General features: G+C 54.4%; 20 protein-coding genes. 9 read left to right on the top strand and 11 right to left on the bottom strand.

All coding sequences use genetic code 11. From position 1 onward, the window contains the following. Window positions 1-203 precede the first annotated feature (203 nt). From MUU47_RS02795 to MUU47_RS02805, 3 genes are all read left to right on the top strand, one after another. Complete coding sequence (locus tag MUU47_RS02795; protein WP_258986595.1) at window positions 204-1244, top strand: aminopeptidase; 1041 nt, start codon at window positions 204-206, stop codon at window positions 1242-1244. Between the two features lie 280 nt (window positions 1245-1524). Further along, on the top strand, window positions 1525-1914 hold the full coding sequence (locus MUU47_RS02800) for a polymorphic toxin type 44 domain-containing protein (protein ID WP_258986598.1): 390 nt from the start codon (window positions 1525-1527) through the stop codon (window positions 1912-1914). Then, a complete protein-coding gene (locus tag MUU47_RS02805; protein WP_258986600.1) occupies window positions 1904-2299 on the top strand; it encodes a hypothetical protein in 396 nt (131 codons plus the stop codon). Before MUU47_RS02800 ends, MUU47_RS02805 begins: the two co-directional genes overlap by 11 nt. A 133-nt stretch (window positions 2300-2432) precedes the next feature. Here MUU47_RS02805 and cysH read toward each other — a convergent pair whose 3' ends face one another. From cysH to cysJ, 3 genes are all read right to left on the bottom strand, one after another. Then, on the bottom strand, window positions 2433-3167 hold the full coding sequence (gene cysH / locus MUU47_RS02810; protein WP_258986602.1) for a phosphoadenosine phosphosulfate reductase: 735 nt from the start codon (window positions 3165-3167) through the stop codon (window positions 2433-2435). Window positions 3168-3265: 98 nt separating this feature from the next. Then, on the bottom strand, window positions 3266-4978 hold the full coding sequence (gene cysI / locus MUU47_RS02815) for an assimilatory sulfite reductase (NADPH) hemoprotein subunit (RefSeq protein WP_258986604.1): 1713 nt from the start codon (window positions 4976-4978) through the stop codon (window positions 3266-3268). Beyond that, window positions 4978-6783 carry an NADPH-dependent assimilatory sulfite reductase flavoprotein subunit gene (gene cysJ / locus MUU47_RS02820; protein ID WP_258986607.1) on the bottom strand — a complete coding sequence of 602 codons (1806 nt, stop codon included), beginning with the start codon at window positions 6781-6783 and terminating at the stop codon, window positions 4978-4980. The genes cysI and cysJ overlap by 1 nt, the downstream gene beginning before the upstream one ends. 452 nt (window positions 6784-7235) lie before the next feature. Between cysJ and queD the strand changes: the two genes are divergently transcribed. From queD to MUU47_RS02840, 4 genes are all read left to right on the top strand, one after another. After that, window positions 7236-7598 carry a 6-carboxytetrahydropterin synthase QueD gene (queD, locus tag MUU47_RS02825; protein WP_110511417.1) on the top strand — a complete coding sequence of 121 codons (363 nt, stop codon included), beginning with the start codon at window positions 7236-7238 and terminating at the stop codon, window positions 7596-7598. A gap of 81 nt (window positions 7599-7679) precedes the next feature. Further along, window positions 7680-8948: an FAD-dependent oxidoreductase gene (locus MUU47_RS02830; protein ID WP_258986609.1), complete on the top strand. Its 1269-nt coding sequence runs from the start codon at window positions 7680-7682 to the stop codon at window positions 8946-8948. Then, complete coding sequence (locus tag MUU47_RS02835) at window positions 8939-9211, top strand: ferredoxin family protein (RefSeq protein ID WP_258986612.1); 273 nt, start codon at window positions 8939-8941, stop codon at window positions 9209-9211. The genes MUU47_RS02830 and MUU47_RS02835 overlap by 10 nt, the downstream gene beginning before the upstream one ends. Window positions 9212-9230: 19 nt before the next feature. Continuing rightward, entirely contained in the window at window positions 9231-9806 is a 576-nt protein-coding gene (locus MUU47_RS02840) for a glycerol-3-phosphate responsive antiterminator (protein ID WP_258986614.1), read from the top strand. Here the strand turns inward: MUU47_RS02840 and MUU47_RS02845 are convergent. The 5 genes from MUU47_RS02845 to MUU47_RS02865 all read right to left on the bottom strand — a co-directional run bounded on the left by MUU47_RS02845 (window position 9803) and on the right by MUU47_RS02865 (window position 15134). Further along, window positions 9803-10642, bottom strand: a complete 840-nt coding sequence (locus MUU47_RS02845; RefSeq protein ID WP_258986616.1) for an FAD-binding protein — start codon at window positions 10640-10642, stop codon at window positions 9803-9805. The two genes, MUU47_RS02840 and MUU47_RS02845, sit on opposite strands and share 4 nt — an antisense overlap. Then, a complete protein-coding gene (locus tag MUU47_RS02850) occupies window positions 10639-11421 on the bottom strand; it encodes an adenine nucleotide alpha hydrolase family protein (RefSeq protein ID WP_258986617.1) in 783 nt (260 codons plus the stop codon). The genes MUU47_RS02845 and MUU47_RS02850 overlap by 4 nt, the downstream gene beginning before the upstream one ends. Next, complete coding sequence (locus MUU47_RS02855; RefSeq protein ID WP_258986618.1) at window positions 11399-12754, bottom strand: MFS transporter; 1356 nt, start codon at window positions 12752-12754, stop codon at window positions 11399-11401. Before MUU47_RS02855 ends, MUU47_RS02850 begins: the two co-directional genes overlap by 23 nt. Window positions 12755-12808: 54 nt before the next feature. Then, on the bottom strand, window positions 12809-14263 hold the full coding sequence (locus tag MUU47_RS02860; protein ID WP_258986619.1) for an FAD-binding oxidoreductase: 1455 nt from the start codon (window positions 14261-14263) through the stop codon (window positions 12809-12811). Window positions 14264-14348: 85 nt separating this feature from the next. Then, window positions 14349-15134, bottom strand: a complete 786-nt coding sequence (locus MUU47_RS02865) for an SDR family oxidoreductase (protein ID WP_159758298.1) — start codon at window positions 15132-15134, stop codon at window positions 14349-14351. Window positions 15135-15478: 344 nt separating this feature from the next. Between MUU47_RS02865 and MUU47_RS02870 the strand changes: the two genes are divergently transcribed. Both MUU47_RS02870 and MUU47_RS02875 read left to right on the top strand, forming a co-directional pair. After that, a complete protein-coding gene (locus tag MUU47_RS02870) occupies window positions 15479-16780 on the top strand; it encodes an MFS transporter (protein WP_258986620.1) in 1302 nt (433 codons plus the stop codon). A gap of 27 nt (window positions 16781-16807) precedes the next feature. After that, window positions 16808-18286 carry an FGGY-family carbohydrate kinase gene (locus tag MUU47_RS02875; protein ID WP_258986621.1) on the top strand — a complete coding sequence of 493 codons (1479 nt, stop codon included), beginning with the start codon at window positions 16808-16810 and terminating at the stop codon, window positions 18284-18286. A 39-nt stretch (window positions 18287-18325) separates the two neighbouring features. Here MUU47_RS02875 and queE read toward each other — a convergent pair whose 3' ends face one another. The 3 genes from queE to pyrG form a co-directional block, all read right to left on the bottom strand. After that, complete coding sequence (gene queE, locus MUU47_RS02880; RefSeq protein ID WP_159773719.1) at window positions 18326-18997, bottom strand: 7-carboxy-7-deazaguanine synthase QueE; 672 nt, start codon at window positions 18995-18997, stop codon at window positions 18326-18328. Window positions 18998-19139: 142 nt separating this feature from the next. Next, complete coding sequence (gene eno, locus MUU47_RS02885; protein ID WP_258986622.1) at window positions 19140-20435, bottom strand: phosphopyruvate hydratase; 1296 nt, start codon at window positions 20433-20435, stop codon at window positions 19140-19142. Between the two features lie 80 nt (window positions 20436-20515). Continuing rightward, window positions 20516-22153: a glutamine hydrolyzing CTP synthase gene (gene pyrG, locus MUU47_RS02890; protein ID WP_159758308.1), complete on the bottom strand. Its 1638-nt coding sequence runs from the start codon at window positions 22151-22153 to the stop codon at window positions 20516-20518. Window positions 22154-22365: the final 212 nt, after the last annotated feature.

The following is a 22365-nucleotide window of genomic DNA, read 5'->3' on the forward strand; positions in this document are numbered from 1 at the left end:
GACTATAGGGGGAGGCTCTGAGCAAATGAAATTACGAAAAGGAATGAGTAGTTCCGCAATGGAATAACAAGCCGGAAATACAAATGCCAAAAAGTGCTTAACGCGCGATATTTCGCCACTTTAGGAAGAATTGAAATTGTGTTAGACCGGTCACAGTTTCATACTATGCCGTGATTATTTGATCCCCATTGTAAGGACACACTATGTTTTCCGCCTTGTGCCGCCGCCTTGTTCCTCTGGCGTTAGGCGCATGCTTTACGGCGTCTGCCTTTGCCGCATCCACTCCCACTGGCGCCATTGCCAACCAGCAAGCCCGCTATATCGCCACTTATTTTCCCGGCCGCATGACCGGCAGCCCGGCTGAAATGCTGTCAGCGGATTACGTGCGCCAGCAGTTTGCGCAGATGGGTTATGAAAGCGATATTCGCACCTTTAACAGCCGCTATCTTTACACCACTAAAGATAAGCGCCAGAACTGGCACAAAATCACCGGCAGCACGGTTATCGCCGCGCATGAAGGCAAAGCCAGCCAGCAGATTATCGTCATGGCGCATCTCGACACTTACGCGCCGCACAGTGATACGGATGTCGAAAACAATCTCGGCGGCCTGACGCTGCAAGGCATCGACGATAACGCGATGGGCGTGGGCGTAATGCTGGAACTGGCGGAACGTTTAAAAAATATCCCTACCGAGTACAGCATCCGCTTTATCGCCACCACCGGTGAAGAGGAAGGCAAACTGGGCGCAAACAACCTGCTGCAGCGCATGAGCGCCGCGGAGAGGAAAAACACGCTGCTGGTTATCAATCTCGATAACCTGGTCGTGGGCGACAAACTCTATTTCAATAGCGGGAAATCAACGCCTGCCTCGGTGCGTAAACTGACCCGGGATCGCGCGCTCAGCATCGCCCGCAGCCACGGCATTCAGGCGGCTATCAATCCGGGTCTGAACGCCAGCTATCCGAAAGGCACGGGCTGCTGCAACGACGCAGAGGTGTTTGATAATGCGGGGATCCCGGTCCTTTCCGTCGAAGCCACCAACTGGTCGCTCGGCAAAAAAGACGGTTTTCAGCAGCGCGCCAAGACGCACTCATTCCCGGATGGCACAAGCTGGCATAACGTGCGCCTCGACAACCAGCAATACATCGACAAAGCCCTGCCGGGCCGCATCGAGCACCGCGGCCGGGACGTCGTAAAAATCATGCTGCCGCTGGTGAAGGAGTTGGCGAAAGCAGGGAAATAATCCAGTCGTCATCTTTAATAAAAGAAAAGGGAGTCGCTATAAACGCCGACTCCCTTTTTGTTTTTGTCACTGCGGATATAGAGAACCTGTATGCCCGTGCTAGCGCACGCGCCGCGGGGCAGGTTTGCTTCCAATGGCGTGATGAAAAGCACAATAAAACGACCAGAAAGTTTGCTGTGAAACAGCATCAAGCGTAAGGTTTTTGGTTAGTAAACATCCACCCTCTGTAAAATCCGGGGGTTTTTCGTTTCTACAGGAAATTTTTAAGCAGGGAGGGTTTATGGCATCCGTTCCTATTTGGGGACCAGGTTCAATAGTCATCGCGAACAATATGCAAGAAGCTCGGGAGAGAGGGCAGTCACGCAACATGGCTACTGCTCTTACCTACTACTGGTTTTATGAGAAGGTTCGCCGTGGCGGCGCGTGGGATTACAAGCAGTTCGACCCATATTTCCAAAATTTTGGGAATTTCAACTTCGGAGCTGCCGGCACTGCTGCCGGAATCCCCGCGGAGATGTTGTTGCAGGGTGCAGGGTGGGCTCAGGGGCGCGCAGGAACATCCAAACCAGAGTGGGGGAAGTGGTATGAAAAGCCGCCATACGGCGACGACCCTACCGACCAGCGCTATATCAAGGAAGGGATCGAGTATGCAATGCAGTATGGTTATTAAATGGGCGCATAGAGCTATCACTGCGGCTCTTCTGGTTCTGGTGGTGGGGTTCTGGTGGCTCAATCACCAACCGAACGTCAGGGAGAATGACGTGCTTCAGCGTTCTTATCAGCTGTCCGATCGTCAGTGGCTTTATATGACCGTTAGCCGTGCTGGCGGCGCGACGGTTCCGACGGTGTATCGCTACTATTTAACGGGGCACCTGCTCGGGACTGACGACGAAATCATCCAGCAGCTGAGCGCGGGCCAACCTGTTATCGAGGGGACCGGAAGTGTCAGCGAGGCTAGGGTCGACAAGAACGGCGACATCGACATGACCTATTCAGGAAAGATCTTGTCGCTGAACGGTTCATTCACCGATGTTCGTCTAAAAATCAAACAGTAGGGTTATGGCTAACAGTCTACAAAAACGTGAACAGATCACCTTCTCCGCATTACTGCAGAGACGTTTAAACCACCCTTCCCTCTAACAAAGACGGTTTATCCCCGCTCACGCGGGGAACACCTTATTTTAATTATTACCCCTCGTGCAGCCCACATTCCCGTTTCAGGCCAAAGAAGCGCGTTTCTTCTTCTGCCATGCCCGGCTCCCATTTACGGGTGGTGTGGGTATCGCCGACGGAAAGGTAACCCTCGTCCCACAGCGGGTGGTATTTCAAGCCATGTTTTTGCAGGTACTGGTAAACCGTGCGGTTATCCCAGTCGATAATCGGCAGGATTTTAAACACGCCGCGCTGGATAGCCAGCACCGGTAAATTCGCCCGGCTGCCGGACTGCTCCCGGCGCAGGCCTGCAAACCAGGTTTGACCATTCAGTTCTTCCAGAGCACGGTTCATCGGCTCGACTTTATTGATTTCGTTGTATTTCTCGATGCCCTCAACGCCCTGTTCCCACAGCTTGCCGTAGCGCGCTTCCTGCCACGCCGGGCTTTGTTCGGCGCGGTAAATCTTGAGGTTGAGTTTGAGCTTGTCGGTCAGTTCATCGATAAACTGGTAGGTTTCCGGGAACAGATAACCGGTGTCCGTGAGGATAACCGGGATGTCCGGGCGCAGCTGATTCACCAGATGAAGGCTTACCGCCGCCTGGATACCAAAGCTCGACGAGAGTACATATTCACCCGGCAGATTTTCCAGCGCCCAGGCCACGCGCTCTTCCGCGCTCAGTTTCTCCAGCTGACTGTTGGTTTCCGCCAGCGCGAGCACGCGCTCGACTTTTGGCAGAGCGTTTAGCGCATTCAGATCGAGTATGGACATAGACACCTCATTTGCCTGTTTTGCCGGGCGGCACTGCGTTTGCCCGGCTTACAAAAGCGGTAGGCCCGGGAAGCATAGCGCCACCGGGCATTAAAACATTATTCCCAGAAATCCCGGGCCGGATCGAGCACCGGGCGGATGATCCCTGCACGCACGGTGAAATCACCAAAGCCTTCATCGGCTTCACGCTCTTTGGACCAGCGCCCCACCAGCTCATCAATCGAATCGAGGATTTCCGATTCGGTGATGTTCTCGCGATACATCCGTGGGATACGCGTTCCCATGCGGTTGCCGCCAAGATGCAGGTTGTAGCGCCCTGGCGCTTTACCCACCAGACCCAGCTCGGCCAGCAGCGCGCGGCCACAGCCGTTCGGGCAGCCAGTGACACGCAGGACGATATGCTCATCGCCTACGCCGTGACGTTCCATCACCGCTTCCACTTTGTCGACGAATGACGGCAGGAAGCGTTCGGCTTCGGCCATCGCCAGCGGACAGGTTGGGAACGACACGCAGGCCATAGAGTTTTCACGCTGCGGTTTCACCGCGTCCATCAAACCATGTTCCTGCGCGAGTTTCTCAATCTTCGCTTTTTCGCTTTCCGGTACGCCCGCCACAATCAGATTCTGGTTGGCGGTCAGACGGAAATCGCCTTTATGGATCTTAGCAATTTCCAGCAGACCCGTTTTCAGCGGACGGTCCGGGTAATCCAGAATACGGCCATTCTCAATAAACAGCGTCAGGTGCCATTTCTTGTCGATGCCTTTTACCCAACCGATGCGGTCGCCGCGGCCGGTAAATTCGTACGGACGAATCGGCGCGAAGGTCATGCCCGCGCGACGTTCCACTTCTGCTTTGAACACGTCAACGCCGACGCGCTCCAGGGTGTATTTGGTTTTGGCGTTTTTCCTGTCGGTACGGTTACCCCAGTCGCGCTGCGTTGTCACCACCGCTTCGGCTACCGCCAGCGTGTGCTCAAGCGGCAGGAAACCAAACTCGCTCGCTGTGCGGGCGTAGGTTTTCTTGTTACCGTGATCGATAGACAAACCACCGCCCACCAGCAGGTTAAAGCCCACCAGTTTGCCGTTTTCTGCCACTGCGACAAAGTTCAGGTCGTTGGCGTGCAGGTCGACGTCATTCTGCGGCGGAATAACCACCGTGGTTTTGAATTTACGCGGCAGATACGTTTCACCGAGGATCGGCTCTTCGTCAGTGGTCGCCACTTTTTCCTGGTCGTGCCAGATTTCAGCATAGGCGCGGGTACGCGGCAGCAGGTGTTCTGACAGTTTTTTCGCCCACTCGTACGCTTCCACGTGCAGCTCAGACTCAATCGGGTTTGAGGTACACAGCACGTTACGGTTGACGTCGTTGGCGGTCGCCAGCGCATCTAAGCCCACTTCGTGCAGCATCTGGTGTGCCGGTTTGACGTTCTTTTTCAGAATGCCGTGAAACTGGAACGTCTGGCGGTTGGTCAAACGGATGCTGCCGTAAATCGTGTTGTTTTCGGCGAATGTGTCGATCGACTGCCACTGTTTGGTAGTGATAATCCCACCCGGCAGGCGGCAGCGCAGCATCATCGCATGGCGTGGCTCGAGTTTTTGCTCAGCGCGTTCGGCACGAATATCGCGGTCATCCTGCTGATACATGCCGTGAAAGCGGATCAGCAGAAAGTTATCGCCGTTGAAGCCGCCCGTCAGGCCTTCATGCAAATCTTCCGCGATGGTGCCGCGCAGATAATTGCTCTCTTTCTTCAGACGCTCGGCGTCGGACAGCTTACCTTCGACCACTAAAGGGCCGGGATGTTTTTCGCTCATTAGTAGACATCTCGCTGATAACGGCGCTCAACGCGCAGCTCACTTAAATATTCATCTGCCGTTTCGGTATCCATCGCACCGAACTCGGCAATCACTTCCAGCAACGCCTGCTCAACGTCTTTCGCCATGCGATTAGCGTCGCCGCAGACATAAATGTGGGCACCGTCATTGATCCAGCGCCACAGCTCTGCGCCCTGTTCGCGCAGTTTGTCCTGGACGTAGACTTTTTCTTTTTGATCCCGGGACCAGGCCAGGTCGATTTTAGTCAGGACGCCTTCTTTAACATAGCGTTGCCACTCCACCTGATACAGGAAGTCGTCGGTGAAATGTGGGTTGCCGAAGAACAGCCAGTTTTTACCTTCCGCACCGTCCGCCGCACGCTGCTGCATGAAGGCGCGGAACGGCGCGATGCCAGTGCCAGGACCAATCATGATAACCGGCGTTTCCGGGTTCGCGGGCAGTCGGAAGTTGTCGTTATGCTCGATGAAGACGCGGATTTCTCCGTCTTCTTCTACGCGGTCGGCGAGGAAGCCGGATGCACCGCCGGTACGCGCGCGGCCTTCGATATCAAAGCGCACAGCACCGACGGTAATGTGGACTTCGGTTTCGACTTCGGCCTGCGACGAGGCAATAGAATACAGACGTGGCGTCAGCGGGCGCAGCAGACCGATTAAGGCATCAGCGTCCAGCTGGGCTGGCGAGAAACGCACCATATCAACAATCGGCGTGGTCGCAGCGTAGTGCTGCAGTTTGGCTTTGTCGCCCACCAGCGGCAGCAGTGATTCGCTGCGGGTCAGAGTGGCGTAATTTTCCACGATATTGGCGGTGTTTACCGTCAGCTCAGTGTGCCATTCCAGCGCTTCGCTCAATGGCAAAGTCTGGCCGTTGACGGTCACTGGCTCATCACCTTTCAGCCACACCAGCTCTGCCAGCTCTTTCACCAGCGCTGGATCGTTCTGATACCAGACACCGAGCGCATCACCCGGCTGATAACGCAGACCGGAATCGGCCAGATCGATTTCGATATGGCGCACGTCTTTTTCAGAATCACGACCCGTGATTTTCTGGTTTACGGCAAGAGACGCGGTCAGCGGCGCTTCTTTAGTATATGGGCTGGAGTGAACGTCATTCACCACGCCGGTAGCCGAAGCGACTGCCTGAGCTGGCGTCTCTTTCGGCGCACGAGCTTTCAGCACCTCGACGATGCGTTCACGCCACTCTGCTGCCGCTGGCTGATATTCCACGTCGGTATCGACGCGATCCAGCAGGCGTTCACCACCCAGTTCGGCCAGCTTGTTGTCAAAGTCTTTGCCCGACTGGCAGAAGAATTCGTAGGATGTGTCGCCGAGGCCAAACACTGCAAATGCAGTGCCGTTAAGCTTCGGCGCTTTTTTCGAGAACAGGAACTTGTGCAGCGCCACGGCCTCTTCCGGCGGTTCGCCTTCACCCTGCGTGGACGTCACCACCACCAGCAGTTTTTCCTGGGCGATTTGTTTGAATTTATAGTCGCCCGCGTTCACCAGTTTGACGTTCAGTTTTGCCGCCAGCAGGGAGTCACGCAGCTGTTCAGCCACACGCCTGGCGTTGCCGGTTTGCGATGCAGAAATCACGGTAATGGCTGGCGCTTCAACGGCCGCAGGCGCGGCGGTCATCACGCTGCCCGGCTGCTGATTGAGCATGCCCCAGAAATAACCAGAAACCCAGGCAAGCTGGGTCGGTGAAAGATCGGTGGTGGCCGCCTGCAGGCGTGCCAGTTGCTCCGGGTTCAGCGGAAGCAAAGCGGAAGGTGGGGCCTGTGTCGTCATGCGTCGTTATGTTCCAGTAGCAAAGCTGTTGTTTTCATCGTAAAAACAGAACAGAGAATAAGACTGGTTGATTAGGCGTTATCGGTGCAGGCAGCCTGGACACGGACAGCGCGGAAAAACCGGAGCGTACACGTAGTACGTGAGGATTTTGAGCACTGCCCAGGGCCAGGCTGACAAACAAGATAGCCTAATGGACCAGGCTCAAGGGTAACGGCGGCGATAATAACAACTAAATAAGGGTTGGAAATAATAAATAACCAAATGAACTAACCGCTTTTAGTTGTCATACCTATCGGCAAAACAGGTTGATTAATATTATGATTTATAAGTGTTTTTCATCGAGATCCGTCCCCCGCCTGCGCCCTCACCGTTAATGGCGGTTTTAGTTAATGCGAAAAAAGGCGCTTTGCTGTAAGATTCGCCGGTTTTTTCCGCATTTTCGAGAGTTAACAATGTCCACCACCCTGTTTAAAGATTTCATGTTTGAAGCTGCTCACCACCTGCCGCATGTGCCGGAAGGCCACAAGTGCGGTCGCCTGCACGGACACTCCTTTATGGTCCGTCTGGAAATTACCGGCGAGGTGGATCCGCACACGGGCTGGATCATGGATTTTGCCGAACTGAAAGCGGCGTTCAAACCGACTTACGACAGGCTCGATCACTATTATCTGAACGATATCCCGGGCCTCGAAAACCCGACCAGCGAAGTGCTGGCCAAATGGATTTGGGATCAGATGAAGCCGCTCGTTCCGCTGCTGAGCGCCATCACCATCAAAGAAACCTGTACTGCTGGCTGCGTCTATCGCGGCGAGTGATTTCTGCCTTTGCGGCAGGGGTCTGATTCTGTTTAATTCCGCCATGTTAGGGTTATGCGTTCTCAGGAAAAGGAGCGCAGGGTGGCGGAAGATTTTGATCTTATTATCATTGGCGCAGGGATAGCAGGTTCGACCTGCGCCCTGCTCTGTGCGCGTGCGGGATTGTCGGTTCTGCTTGTCGAACGCGGCGAACAACCCGGCAGCAAAAACCTCTCTGGCGGCAGGCTCTACAGCTATGCGCTTGCCGATATCCTTCCTGATTTTCATCTTTCGGCCCCACTTGAGCGGCGCATCACTCACGAACATTTTTCGTTACTGACCGCCACCAGCGGCACCACCTTAAGCAGTCAACACCCGGCAAGCCCGTCGTGGAGCGTATTACGCGCACGATTCGATCCGTGGCTCGCGGCACAGGCTGAAGCGGCGGGGGCGCAGCTGCTCTGCGGTGTCACGGTGGACGCATTGCATCGCGAAAAGGGCCACATCAGAGGCGTGCGGTGCGAGAGCGAAGTGCTGCGGGCAAAAGTGGTGGTGCTGGCCGAAGGTGCCAATAGCTTACTGGCTGAACAGCACAATCTCACTCCGCGCCCGACTCTGGAAAACATGGCGCTGGGCATTAAAGAAACGCTATCACTCGACAAATCGCGGTTGCAGGAACGCTTCCATCTTGAAGATGACGAAGGCGCGGCCTGGCTGTTCAGCGGGCACATTTGTGGCACCAGACCGGCCGGAGCATTCCTTTATACCCAGCAACAGTCGCTGTCGTTGGGTATCGTCGCGCCGCTGGCCTCACTGCAAAACGGCCCGGGAGCAGCCTCTTCGCTACTGGCGAAACTGAAACTGCACCCGACGATTCGCCCACTGATTCGTGGCGCTGAAACGCTGGAGTACGCGGCGCATCTGGTTCCGGAAGGCGGTCTGAACAGCGTGCCGTTGCAGCGGGCCGGAGAAGGCTGGCTGCTGGTCGGAGATGCCCTGCGCACCTGCATTAATACCGGCGTGACGGTCCGGGGGATGGACACCGCCATCCTTAGCGCGACGGCTGCAAGCCAGGCGCTTATTGCACATGTTCAGCAGCCGGATAAACCGCTGCAAACGTTGTTCGACCGTGCGCTGCAGCGTAACGCACTATGGCCGCTGCTTCAGCGCTATCGCGACGTTCCCGCGCTATTGCAGCGAGAAAGTGGGTATCACCAATGGCCGGAATTCGTTCATGCGGTAATGACCGATCTCACCCGCGCGGACGCCAGCGTGAATCCTCCGCTGTGGCGCATGTTGCTGCGTCATGGGCGACGCTTCGGTTATGCACACCTGAGCGCAGATATGCTGAGGAGTCTGAGATGTCTGTAAACGAAAGCCTCGCCCGGAATTGCTATCATCCTGCCGATGACGCACACATTGAGCTCCGGCAATTGCTCAGCGATGAGCAGGCTGCGCTGCTGGAAAAAGTTTGCCCTGCCGGGTTGTTTCAACGTGACGCAAATGGCAGGGTAAAAGTGCATGTTGAGGGCTGCCTGGAATGTGGCTGCTGTCGGCTTATCGCGGGCAGCAACATTCTGCAATCGTGGCGCTACCCACTTTCGGGCGCTGGCATTACCCTGCGTTTTGGCTAATTCATCTAAGGATATTTGCGTGCCACTACTTCACCTGCTGAGACAAAACCCGGTAATCGCCGCGGTCAAAGATAACGCCAGTCTGCAGCTGGCCATCGCCTCGGACTGTCAGTTTATCTCCGTGCTTTACGGCAACATCTGCACCATCACCGGCATCGTACAAAAGATAAAGCAGGCCGGGAAAATGGCGTTTATCCACGTCGATTTACTGGAAGGCGCGTCGAATAAAGAAGTGGTCATTCAGTTTCTGAAACTGGTGACGCAGGCCGACGGCATTATCAGCACCAAGCCGAATATGCTGAAAGCGGCCCGCGCGGAAGGCTACTTTTGCATTCATCGCCTGTTTATCGTCGATTCAATTTCATTCCACAACATTGATAAACAGGTAGCGCAGTCGAATGCCGACTGCATCGAAATTCTGCCCGGCTGTATGCCGAAAGTGCTGAACTGGGTTACGGAAAAAGTGCGTCAGCCGCTGATTGCCGGGGGTCTGGTGTGCGATGAAGAAGATGCCCGCAACGCGATTGCCGCGGGCGTACTGGCGCTTTCCACTACCAATACCGAGGTGTGGAAACTGGCGAAAACCTTGAACTAAGCCTGGCTAACGCACTCCGCCAACGCCAGCAAAACGGTCTGCGCATCCCCCACAATCCCGACATCCGCAGCGGAAAAAACCGGCGCTGCGGCATCGGTATTGATTGCCACGATAAACCGACTTTGCGCCACGCCCGCCATAAACGCCGATGCGCCGGACGCGCCGGCAATCAGGCAGACATTGGGCGCAACGCGTTGCCCGGAAATGCCCAACATCCGTTGTTCATCGCAGCCTCCTGCCATCACCCGCTGACGGGTAAAACCCGGCTCGGCGTTGAGCGCGGTGGCCAGTTTTGCACATGCCTCACCCGTGGCACCCTGCCCGGTCGCCAGCACTACGCTGGCGGTCTGAAGCGGGTGCGCCAGTTTATTGAGAATTTCCGGCTGCGGTAATCCGCCTTCAACAGCGACGGGAAGAATATCGTTTATCGGAAGATGTGCAGGCAGCATCGCGTTTTCTCGCGTAAGGACCGGTGACAGCGACAGGCACAGCGGAATACCTTCAGGGCGCAGAGTTGCCGTCAGCGCATTGCCGTACACCGCCTTCTGAACGCAGCGCGTTGCAGCGTCCCAACTTATCGCCTGACACACCGCGCTTCCACACAGGCGCCATGCCAGCCGGGTGGCCAGTTCGTCGCCCTGAACAGAAGCCGGGAAGATAACGGTTTCGACAGGTGCGGAGTGAAACACAGACACCAGCGCAGGCAACAGCGATTCAGCTGTGATCGTCGCCCCCATGACCCGCCAGATAACCTGCGCTGACAGCGCGTTTTGCGCCAAAAAACTCGCCATCGCGCCTTCATCCTCTGGCGTCAGTAACACTATCGCGATACTCATGGCTTCATCCTTTCTGCCAGGTATTCACGCCACAAACGCTGCACGGCGGTCTGCAGCGTGGCCTCATCAATAATAATGCCGCTGCGACGAACAATATTACATTCCAGCGCCAGACAGGAAAGCGCCGTCTCGACTCCCGGTTCGCATCGGCGTTGTTCAATTTCCGCTTTGGCCGCCGCCAGCCGCGCCCGCATCCCCGGCACCCGGCACGCCATCTGGCCGCGGTTCTGGACTCGCAGCACCGCGGGCTGCTGAACGCGCCATCGGCTGCGCTGCTGCAGGTTTTCACTTTCCACCACCCAACCATCACCGTCGACGTTCAGCCCGCACACAGACGAAATACACGGCCAGTCAAGCATTTCCGCCAGCAGCCACGCCGTCTGCCCGTTTTGCCCTTCACTACTTTGGCTGCCGAGCAGCACCAGTTTTGCGTTTTGCTCTCTGACCAAAATCGCCAGCTGCGCCGCAACAAACGCCGAATTAAAACGCGTATCCTCTTTACTGCACAGCAGCGTTTGTCGGACAAACCCAAGGGCCGCCAGATAGCGCAGCGCAGGTAATGCGCGTGCATCTCCGAGCGTGACGGCATTCAGCGTCAGCGCTGGATTGACATCCCGCGCCTGCAGCATTAATTCCGCCGCACCCTGTTCGTCAGGGCCCATTATCAGTCGCATCAGCGACGGATCGGGCCCAAGGATGCCACGGGCCGCCGCCTGCCAGTCAGCTTCCGCCAGCATCGACAAATCCGGCTCTGCTTTAAACGCCAACAGAATGTTCATTCACCGCTTCCTGAGGCTTTGACGGCAGGTCGGCCGCCTCCACCAGCGTGAGATTTTTGGTTTCTGGCGCCCACAGTAGCGAAACCACAAAACCCACCAACAGCACGACAACCAGCACAAGGAGCGTGTGGCGCATTCCCCAGGAAAGCAGCGCCATGGGCAACAGTCCGGTCGCAATCGCCGCCCCCAGACGACTCATCGCCGTGGCAAACCCGACGCCCAGCGAACGGATGTCGGTCGGAAAACTTTCGGCGGGCAAAATACCCACCAGGTTACTCGCCGCAGAAATCGTGGTGCTGAACAGAACAAACAACAACAAAATCAGCGTGGTATTACTGGCAGGAGTGAAGGCCAGCGCCGTCAACGTGGCCGCCAGCAGCAGGAAACTGCTGATTAAAAACTGGCGCCGGGATAACAACCAGGTCAGGACCAGGCCAAGCAGCGCGCCTACAATCAGCAGGCTATTGAGGATCAGGCTCGCGGTTAACGCATCTTCCAGGCCGATAGTCTGGGCGATAGTCGGTAGCCAGGTGTAAATCACGAACCACGGCACGACCAGGCAGATGAAGAACAGGCTGTTAAATGCCGTTCGTCTCCAGTAGCGCGCAGAAAAAAGCGTGCTGATATGACGAGTGGTGACGCCAGCGATTTCATCTCCGGGCAGGACGTTCGCGCCCAGAAAACGCCGCACTATCGCATGTGCTTCGCCGATTCTGCCCTGGCGCATTAGCCAACGTGGAGATTCCGGCGTGCCCATGCGCAGTAAGGTTATCGCCAGCGCGGGTAACGCCGCAGAGGCCAACAACCAGCGCCAGGCTTCGGGTTCGCTGTGGATCCACGCATGACCAGCCACGCTCGCCATCACATAGCCAATGGTCCACACCACGCTGAATGCGCCGAGCAGCATGCCGCGATAACGCTTCGGCGAGAATTCCGCCAGCAGGGTGTGGCCGACGGAGTAATCTCCGCCGAGGCCGAAGCCAATCAGCACCCGCAGGAAAATCAGCTGTTCCGGAGAGGTCACGAAAAACTGGAGGAAAGACGCGAGGGTTATCAACAAAAAGCTAAAAGTGAAGATCCGCTGGCGGCCAATGTGATCGGAAACCCAGCCGAGGATCAGACTACCGAGAAACAGCCCGAACAGCGCAGAACCGCCGATCAGCCCTTCCAGCAGCGGCGTCAGACTCATTTGTGTTTGAAGCGGGATAATCGCGTAGCCGATGATGCCCAGCACGTAGCCGTCGGTCAGGTGGGCCCCAAAAGTCAGCCCGGCAATACGCCAATGAAAGCGGGTTAGCGGCAGATCGTCCATACGTACGGGTGACGCGCTCATGGCTTCCCCTTCAGGAAAAGAACGGCTCCCCCGGAGGAGAAGCCGTCATAACCGTTATTTTTCAATCGGGTAGATAGTTCCGGTATTCATGATGCCGTTCGGATCGAACTGTTTTTTCAGCCCTTCCAGCAGCGTCCATGCGGTGCCGTGCTCCGCTTTACTCCAGTGCACGCGGTGTTTACCGATCCCGTGGTGATGCACCATCGAACCGCCGAGGCGGATGGTCTCTTCACAGATGATTTTGTTTAGCGGGTTGTGGTACTTGTCGATTTCGTCTTCTGGCTTGCAGTCCACCACGTTGTAGTCGTATACGAAGTACATGTTGGTGCCGTTGATGTAGCTGTGAGACGAGTGACCACCGAGCATGGTGATGTCATCCGCGTGCGGGAACTCGCTGCGGATACGCTGGATAACGCGCTCGTAAATCTGGTTGATGCTGCTCCAGTCGCCGGAGACTTCAGTGGTGAAGCCCATGTTGCCGGTTTTCAGGATCTGCAGACGTTCAGCGGCGACTTTCTCCGGACCCCAGTTGAGGTGATTGAACCAGTTTTCGATGAGTTTGCTGTCTACGCGAGTGCACTGCGGATAGCGGGCCACAATCTCGGCGATACCTTCCCCGGTAGCGCGTGCCATACGCGGGTTACCTTCGGCCATGAAGATCATCACGCATTTGCCTTCGGCAAAATGGGTGAAGTGCTGGGTACCATCCTCGGCATCATACAGGCGGGCAATCGACGGACGATATCCTTCCACCATCACTTCGCGGAGGATCTCAAAACCGGTTTTCATCTCATCAAGTATGTAGCCGTAGAACAGATTATTTTCTGGCGTGAATTTGAAGATTTTCACCGTCACTTCGGTGATGTAACACAGTGCACCTTCGTTCCCGATGATGATATGACGAATGTCTGGCCCGGCTGCACGGCGCGGCACGTTTTTGATACGGGTGATGGTGCCATCCGGCAGTACGGCTTCGAGCCCGACCACCATGTCTTCAATCGCTCCGTACAGCGTGGAAAACTGGCCGATACTGCGGGTCGCCACCAGGCCGCCCATTTGCGCCAGCGGCTTGGACTGCGGCGAGTGACCGGTGGTATAGCCTTTGGCGCGGAGGGCGTTTTCCAGCACCTCCAGCGGCACGCCACACTGCGCGGTGGCCTGCATGTTTTCGATATCAATATCGATGATTTTGTTCATCCCGGAACCGTCGAGTACCAGCGAATTTTTGACCACCGTTTCCAGTCCGCCTTCCGTCGCGGAAGCGCCGGTGCGTGGTACGCCGTTGATCTTGTGCTGATTCATAAACGACAGTACCTGCGACACCTGCTGGGTTGAACCCAGTTTGACCACCGCCGCAGGCAGGGGCAGCGTGAACACATCGTGAATATCGGCATATTTTCTGAAACGATCGACGCTGTTTTTCTTCAGCACGTTCTCGTCGGTGACCACTCGCTCAGGGCCAACGATCTCTTTGACCTGTTCAACAATTGCTTCGCGGGATAAAGACATAGCATTTCCTTTCTGATTTAAACGTAAAGAAACAGCAGAAACCACCTCATTAAGCAGGACAATTTCGTTAAGCTTTGCTGATAAATTAGCGGACCAGATATCCACCATCGACGACTAATAAATGCCCATTGACGTAATCAGATGCGCGACTGGACAGATAAACCATTGCTCCCATTAAATCCTGGGTATCTCCCCAACGATTGGCGGGAATATGATCTAATACGCGCTGATTCGTTTCGGGATTACTGCGGGTTGCGGTCGTTATTTCCGTGGCGTAATAACCCGGCGCGATACCGTTCACCTGAATATTGTATTGACCCAATTCATCGCAATAGGCTTTAGTGAAGCCCGCCAGCGCATGTTTGGTTGCAGAATATGCAGGTGACCATTGACCACCCAAATAAGAAAATAATGAACAGATATTAATAATTTTCCCGTGCTTTTGCGGGATCATGATTTTTGCCGCTTCATGGCTTAATTCAAACGCCGCCGTCAGGTTGACGTCGATCATCGGGTCCCAGTCGGCACGGCCAAAATCCAGCACTTTGTTCAGCTTACAGATCCCGGCATTGTTCACCAGAATGTCCACTGTGCCAAAGCGTTCGCAACAGGCGGCGATAATCTTACGCGGCGCGCCTTCAGCGGTGATATCCACCTGCATAAACTCAACCTGCACGCCCTGCTGTTCAATCAGTTCGCGGGTTTCGCCGTTGTCTTTAATGAAGCTTGGGATAAATAAATTTGCGCCAGCTTTTGCCAGTGCCATGGCGAATGCCTGGCCCAGCCCGCTGTTGCCGCCGGTGACGATAGCGGTTTTTCCCTTCAGGGAGAAGAAATCCATGGAAAATGCGTTAAGCGACTCAATAGACATATTTGGCTCCACAATCCTTTAGGCAAAAAAAAAGAAAGGTGACTTCCCCCCGACTGGAGGGAAGTCACCTTTCTCATATTCTCTGGTAACTGGAGATTATTTTTAGCACAGCCCTTACGGTACAAATGTGACGAAAATCACAGGAATGGCATTCACCTGATAAAATAATAAATAGTGAGAAGCGTGATTATTCTCACACTCGTATCAGCGCGTCCATGTTATTTGTTATGCCAATTACTAGAGACCATGAGAAAAGTAATCCACCTGAAAGGGCGGCTTACTTTTCTCTTTTTTTTGTCTTTTTTTCATCCCGCTAACAAGCCTTAATCATACGAGAGAGTGCTATGCAACAATCATCCTGGCGCCGTTGGATAACGCTTACCATTATTAGTTTTAGCGGTGGCGTGAGTTTTGATCTGGCCTATTTACGCTATATCTATCAAATACCCATGGCAAAATTCATGGGATTTAGCAATACAGAAATTGGGCTAATAATGAGCACTTTCGGAATAACCGCAATTATTCTTTATGCTCCAAGCGGGATTATTGCCGATAAATTTTCACACCGAAAAATGATTACCTCAGCGATGATTATCACCGGCCTGCTTGGCCTGGTGATGGCGACCTACCCGCCGCTGTGGATGATGCTGCTGATACAGGTGGCGTTCGCCATTACCACCATTTTGATGCTGTGGTCGGTGTCGATCAAAGCCGCATCGATGCTCGGTGACAGCAGTGAACAAGGCAAGATAATGGGCTGGATGGAAGGCCTGCGCGGCGTCGGCGTGATGTCGCTGGCAGTGTTCACGATGTGGGCCTTTTCTCGCTTTGCGGCGGACGACCCGAACAGCCTGAAGACGGTGATTCTGATTTACAGCGTGGTCTATATTCTGCTGGGGATCCTGTGCTGGTTCTTCGTCACTGACGGCGCGGAAAAGGGCGTTTCTGCAACAGAAACGCAGAAAAAAGCCTTCCAGCTCAGCGATATCCTTTCCGTGCTGCGCATCAGCACTACCTGGTATTGCAGCATGATAATCTTCGGCGTTTATACCATCTACGCGATCCTCAGTTACTCCACCAACTACCTGACCGAAATGTACGGCATGACGCTGGTAGCGGCGAGCTATATGGGGATCGTCATCAATAAAATCTTCCGCGCATTTTGCGGCCCATTGGGCGGGATTATCACCACCTACAGCCGGGTGAAATCACCGACGCGCGTTATCCAGATCCTGTCAGTTGTTAGCGCCCTGACGCTGATGGCATTGCTGGCAACCAACACCCATCCGCAGTCGGTGGCAGTCGGCATTGGCCTTATTTTGCTGCTGGCCTTTACCTGTTACGCCTCGCGTGGACTCTATTTCGCCTGCCCGGGAGAAGCCAAAACGCCGACCTTCATTATGGGCACTACCGTCGGGATTTGCTCGGTGGTCGGCTTCCTGCCGGACGTCTTTGTTTACCCTATCGTCGGTCATTGGCAGGATACCCTGCCCGCCGCCGAGGCCTATCGTAATATGTGGCTAATGGGCCTGACCGCGGTCTGTCTGGTTATCATTTTCACTTTCCTGCTGTTCAGGAAAATCCGTGCCGTGAGTCGTGAGCCCGAAAACGTACCGTCGCTGGCAACCGAAATGGCTGGCGAGTGACGGTGGCAATGTTAAAGGAGAAGGACAATGTCTAAGCAATACATCATTGGAATTGATGGCGGGAGTCAGAGCACCAAGGTGGTGATGTATGACCTCAAGGGAAACATGGTGTGCGAAGGCAAAGGCCTGCTGCAACCGATGTTTACTCCGGATGCTGATACCGTCGAGCATCCTGACGACGACCTCTGGACCTCACTGTGCGCAGCCGGAAAAGATTTGATGCGCCAGTTTGGCGGTAAGCCCGAAGAGATTGTTGGCATTGGTCTCGGCTCGATTCGCTGCTGTCGCGCGTTGTTAAAAGCCGATGGTACGCCAGCCGCGCAGCTGATTAGCTGGCAGGATGCGCGCGTAACGCGTCCATATGAACACACGCAGAAAGACGTGGCCTATGTGACTTCGTTTTCCGGCTATCTCTCGCACCGCTTAACCGGTGAACGCAAAGACAACATCGCCAACTACTTTGGCCAGTGGCCGGTGGATTATAAAACCTGGGGCTGGAGCGACGACAAGGCGGTATTTGAGAAATTTAATATCCCACGTGAGATGCTGTTTGACGTGCAAATGCCGGGCACGGTTCTGGGCCACATCACCGCTGAAGCCGCAAGGCTGACCGGCTTCCCTCAGGGTCTTCCGGTGGTGTGCAGCACCAGCGATAAAGCGGTCGAAGCACTCGGCGCAGGCCTGCTTGATGATGAAACCGCGGTGATTTCATTGGGTACCTATATCGCGCTGATGATGAACGGCAAAGCGCTACCAAAAGACCCGCAGGCGTACTGGCCGATTATGTCGTCGATTCCGGAAACCCTGCTGTATGAGGGTTACGGCATTCGCAAAGGGATGTGGACGGTGAGCTGGCTACGCGACATGCTCGGCGACTCGCTGATTCAGGATGCTCATTCGCAGGGTATTTCGCCTGAAGACTTACTCAACCAGAAAGCCAGCCACGTGCCGCCGGGCTGCGACGGCCTGATGACCGTGCTCGACTGGCTGACCAATCCGTGGGAGCCGTACAAACGCGGGATCATGATTGGCTTTAACGCCACCATGGATTACGCGTGGATTTACCGCTCGATTCTGGAAAGCATCGCCCTGACGCTGAAAAACAACTACGACAATATGTGTCACGAACGCCAGCATGTTGCGAAGCAGGTGATCATCACCGGCGGCGGCTCAAACAGCGATTTGTTTATGCAGATTTTTGCTGACGTATTTAACTTGCCAACCAAACGCAACGTGATTAACGGCTGCGCCAGCCTTGGGGCGGCAATCAATACAGCGGTCGGTCTGGGGCTATATTCGTCTTATCAGCAGGCGGTCGACAATATGGTGCGGGTCAAAGATGTGTTTACGCCGTTAGCCACGCATGCCGCGCGTTACGAAGCGATGAATAAAGGCATCTTTAAAGAACTGACTCAACACACCGATCCTATTCTGAAAAAATCGTACGCGGTGTTTCATGGCGAGCTGGATAAGGTCGATGCTATTCAGAGTTGGTCGAACGCGTAAGGAAAGAAAAAGCGCCGGACAATACCCGGCGTTTCTTTATCAGGCGATATTGAGGTACTTGTGCGTCTGCATCGACAAACGCCAGTTGCGGGCGATACAGGTTTCAATGCACAGACGCGTCGCGTCATCTTTCTGGCTGATTGGCTGCAATGCGATAACGCGCTGCTTGTCGTCACTCAGCGTCTCCAGCAGTTCGTCCAGCGCTTCGATGTCGCGCACGCGGCCAACCGGGTGTTTAATCTCATCAGCGCGATGCAGCGCCTGGGACAGCACTTCGTATCCACCCCGCATATTCACCTTCGGCGACACCGTCACCCAGGTCGCATGTGAACAACGCACTTCATGGGTGCCGCTGGTTTCAATCTGGCAGCTGTAACCATTATGCTCGAGCAGCGACGTCAGCGGCGTTAAATCGTGAATGCACGGCTCGCCGCCGGTGATCACCACGTGACGCGCAGTCCAGCCCTGACGGGTGATGGCGGTCAGCAAGTCTTCAGGCGTACCGGCGCCCCATTTGTCGCTCTCTTTGGTTTTCGCCAGAATGCTGAACAGAGACACTTCCCGATCTTCCAGCATGTCCCAGGTATGTTTGGTATCACACCACGCACAGCCAACCGGGCATCCCTGCAGTCGAATAAAAATGGCGGGAACGCCGGTGAAGTAACCCTCGCCTTGCAGGGTCTGGAACATTTCGTTAATCGGGTACTGCATAGTCATCTCTAAGAAGGGAGTAAAGAGTAAGTATCGCAGATTTGGCGCGCCACGGCGAGACAAGCAGCTGCCCCACCGCGTTTTCCAGGCAATAAAAAACCCGCCGAAGCGGGTTTTTTTAGAGTAAAGCGACAGTAGTGAATTACTGACCTTTGATCTCTTTCAGACCGTTGTACGGTGCTTTTTCACCCAGTGCTTCTTCGATACGAATCAGCTGGTTGTATTTAGCAACGCGGTCAGAACGGCTCATAGAACCGGTTTTGATCTGGCCTGCAGCAGTACCCACCGCCAGGTCAGCGATGGTTGCATCTTCAGTTTCACCGGAACGGTGAGAGATAACTGCAGTGTAGCCAGCGTCTTTAGCCATCTTGATTGCAGCCAGAGTTTCGGTCAGGGAACCGATCTGGTTGAATTTGATCAGGATGGAGTTAACGATGCCTTTGTCGATGCCTTCTTTCAGGATCTTGGTGTTGGTTACGAACAGATCGTCACCAACCAGCTGGATTTTGTCGCCCAGCACTTTGGTCTGGTATGCGAAACCATCCCAATCAGATTCGTCCAGACCATCTTCGATGGAAACGATCGGATACTGCTTGGTCAGATCTTCCAGGAAGTGGGTGAATTCTTCGGAGGTGAAGGCTTTGTTGCCTTCGCCAGCCAGAACGTATTTACCGTCTTTGTAGAATTCAGAAGCAGCACAGTCCATCGCCAGAGTGATGTCTTTGCCCAGCTCATAACCCGCTGCTTTAACTGCTTCAGCGATTACAGCCAGTGCTTCAGCGTTGGAACCCAGGTTTGGCGCATAGCCACCTTCGTCACCAACTGCGGTGTTCATACCTTTAGCTTTCAGAACTTTAGCCAGGTTATGGAACACTTCGGAACCCATACGAACGGCTTCTTTCAGGGATTTCGCGCCAACTGGCTGAATCATAAATTCCTGAATATCAACGTTGTTGTCTGCGTGCTCACCACCGTTGATGATGTTCATCATCGGAACCGGCATGGAGTATTTGCCTGGGGTACCGTTCAGTTCAGCGATGTGTTCGAACAGCGGCTGACCTTTAGAAGCTGCAGCAGCTTTGGCGTTAGCCAGAGACACAGCCAGGATCGCGTTAGCGCCGAAGTTAGATTTGTTTTCAGTACCGTCCAGATCGATCATTACCTTGTCGATGCCAGCCTGATCTTTGGCATCTTTGCCAAGGATAGCCTGAGCGATTGGGCCGTTTACAGCGCCAACAGCTTTCAGTACGCCTTTACCCATGAAACGGGATTTGTCGCCATCGCGCAGCTCCAGAGCTTCACGGGAACCAGTAGATGCACCTGATGGCGCAGCTGCCATACCGACGAAACCACCTTCCAGGTGTACTTCGGCTTCAACAGTCGGGTTACCACGGGAGTCGATGATTTCACGACCGATGACTTTAACGATTTTGGACATTAGGTTTTCCTCAGTACAAGTTAAACTAAAACTCCAGACAAACAACGCCCCACATCAGGGGCGCTGCCGTTCTAACTTTTTTACTTCGCCTGACGCTTCTGGTACTCGCTGGCGGCTTTCACGAAGCCTGCAAACAGCGGATGCCCATCACGAGGCGTAGAAGTAAACTCCGGATGGAACTGACAGGCAACGAACCATGGGTGGTTCGGAACCTCGATGATCTCGACCAACTGATCATCCCCGGAACGGCCTGCAATACGCAGACCCGCAGCTTCAATCTGTTTCAACAGCATATTGTTGACTTCATAGCGGTGACGGTGACGCTCGGTGATGGTCTCATCGCCGTACATCTTGCGAACCAGGCTGTCGTCGCTGAGCTGGCAGGCCTGAGCCCCCAGACGCATTGTGCCGCCGAGATCGCTTTTCTCAGTACGCACTTCGACATTCCCGTTTTCATCACGCCATTCGGTGATTAGGGCCACAACCGGGTACTTACAGTCTGGCACAAATTCCGTTGAGTTGGCGTTTTCCATCCCGACTACGTTACGAGCGAACTCGATCAACGCAACCTGCATACCCAGGCAGATGCCCAGATAAGGAATATTGTTTTCACGCGCAAAGCGTGCGGTGGCGATTTTGCCTTCAACACCACGGTAGCCGAAGCCGCCAGGGATCAGAATAGCATCAAGACCTTTCAGAATTTCGACACCACGTGTTTCAACATCTTGCGAATCGATAAGCTTGATGTTGACGGTCACGCGGTTTTTCAGTCCACCGTGTTTCAGCGCTTCGATAACTGACTTATAGGCGTCCGGCAGTTCAATGTACTTGCCAACCATACCGATAGTCACTTCGCCTGCCGGGTTAGCTTCTTCGTAGATAACCTGTTCCCATTCTGACAGATTAGCTTCCGGACAGTTCAAGCTGAATCGTTTACAAATATAATCGTCCAGACCCTGTGATTTCAACAGGCCCGGGATTTTATAAATGGAATCGACGTCTTTCAGAGAAATAACAGCCTTTTCTGGAACGTTACAGAACAAAGCGATTTTCGCACGTTCGTTGGCCGGAACGGCACGATCAGAGCGACAAATCAGAATATCAGGCTGAATACCGATGGAGAGCAGCTCTTTTACAGAGTGCTGAGTCGGTTTGGTTTTCACTTCACCCGCAGCAGCCATGTACGGCACCAGAGTCAGGTGCATAAACAGCGTGTTTTCACGGCCTACTTCAACCGCCAGCTGGCGAATCGCTTCGAGGAACGGCAGTGATTCGATATCACCTACGGTACCACCGACTTCGACCAGTACCACGTCGTGGCCTTCAGCCCCGGCGATGACGCGCTCTTTAATTGCGTTGGTGATGTGCGGGATAACCTGGACGGTCGCGCCCAGATAATCACCCCGGCGCTCTTTACGCAGAACGTCAGAGTAAATACGGCCAGTGGTGAAGTTGTTACGACGCGTCATTTTGGTGCGGATGAAACGCTCGTAGTGACCCAGGTCCAGGTCGGTTTCAGCGCCGTCTTCAGTAACGAACACTTCCCCGTGTTGGATAGGACTCATGGTCCCCGGATCGACGTTGATATACGGATCCAGTTTCATCATGGTCACGTTAAGACCACGGGCTTCCAGAATGGCTGCGAGGGATGCGGCTGCAATGCCTTTACCCAGAGAGGATACGACCCCGCCGGTCACAAAAATATAGTTCGTTGTCATGCTGAACCTGAGAAGTTAGGTTGGAATGATGGAATAACCAAGACGGGAAAGTAGTATACCCGAACACGGCGAGTGCCACAAACATTCATTCTCCGTCTCCATTCCAGGCTCAGACAAACATAAGGAGTGAGAAAATAGCCCCTTTTGGGTAAATGTTTTTGACGTAAATCAAGCGCTTGTCATTTTAAAAATCACACAAATAGCGCTTGATC

It is taken from the genome of Scandinavium hiltneri, from assembly GCF_024764835.1.
Classification (GTDB): Bacteria; Pseudomonadota; Gammaproteobacteria; order Enterobacterales; family Enterobacteriaceae; genus Scandinavium; species Scandinavium hiltneri.

Excerpts from the sequence above, each read along its gene's own strand:
- MUU47_RS02865 (WP_159758298.1), bottom strand. The coding sequence starts at position 15,134 with ATGTCTATTGAGTCGCTTAACGCATTTTCCATGGATTTCTTCTCCCTG.
- pyrG (WP_159758308.1), bottom strand. The coding sequence starts at position 22,153 with ATGACAACGAACTATATTTTTGTGACCGGCGGGGTCGTATCCTCTCTG.
- MUU47_RS02795 (WP_258986595.1), top strand. The coding sequence starts at position 204 with ATGTTTTCCGCCTTGTGCCGCCGCCTTGTTCCTCTGGCGTTAGGCGCA.
- MUU47_RS02855 (WP_258986618.1), bottom strand. The coding sequence starts at position 12,754 with ATGAGCGCGTCACCCGTACGTATGGACGATCTGCCGCTAACCCGCTTT.
- MUU47_RS02835 (WP_258986612.1), top strand. The coding sequence starts at position 8,939 with ATGTCTGTAAACGAAAGCCTCGCCCGGAATTGCTATCATCCTGCCGAT.
- eno (WP_258986622.1), bottom strand. The coding sequence starts at position 20,435 with ATGTCCAAAATCGTTAAAGTCATCGGTCGTGAAATCATCGACTCCCGT.
- queD (WP_110511417.1), top strand. The coding sequence starts at position 7,236 with ATGTCCACCACCCTGTTTAAAGATTTCATGTTTGAAGCTGCTCACCAC.
- cysI (WP_258986604.1), bottom strand. The coding sequence starts at position 4,978 with ATGAGCGAAAAACATCCCGGCCCTTTAGTGGTCGAAGGTAAGCTGTCC.
- MUU47_RS02845 (WP_258986616.1), bottom strand. The coding sequence starts at position 10,642 with ATGAGTATCGCGATAGTGTTACTGACGCCAGAGGATGAAGGCGCGATG.
- MUU47_RS02875 (WP_258986621.1), top strand. The coding sequence starts at position 16,808 with ATGTCTAAGCAATACATCATTGGAATTGATGGCGGGAGTCAGAGCACC.
- cysJ (WP_258986607.1), bottom strand. The coding sequence starts at position 6,783 with ATGACGACACAGGCCCCACCTTCCGCTTTGCTTCCGCTGAACCCGGAG.
- cysH (WP_258986602.1), bottom strand. The coding sequence starts at position 3,167 with ATGTCCATACTCGATCTGAATGCGCTAAACGCTCTGCCAAAAGTCGAG.
- MUU47_RS02860 (WP_258986619.1), bottom strand. The coding sequence starts at position 14,263 with ATGTCTTTATCCCGCGAAGCAATTGTTGAACAGGTCAAAGAGATCGTT.
- MUU47_RS02870 (WP_258986620.1), top strand. The coding sequence starts at position 15,479 with ATGCAACAATCATCCTGGCGCCGTTGGATAACGCTTACCATTATTAGT.
- queE (WP_159773719.1), bottom strand. The coding sequence starts at position 18,997 with ATGCAGTACCCGATTAACGAAATGTTCCAGACCCTGCAAGGCGAGGGT.
- MUU47_RS02800 (WP_258986598.1), top strand. The coding sequence starts at position 1,525 with ATGGCATCCGTTCCTATTTGGGGACCAGGTTCAATAGTCATCGCGAAC.
- MUU47_RS02805 (WP_258986600.1), top strand. The coding sequence starts at position 1,904 with ATGGTTATTAAATGGGCGCATAGAGCTATCACTGCGGCTCTTCTGGTT.
- MUU47_RS02850 (WP_258986617.1), bottom strand. The coding sequence starts at position 11,421 with ATGAACATTCTGTTGGCGTTTAAAGCAGAGCCGGATTTGTCGATGCTG.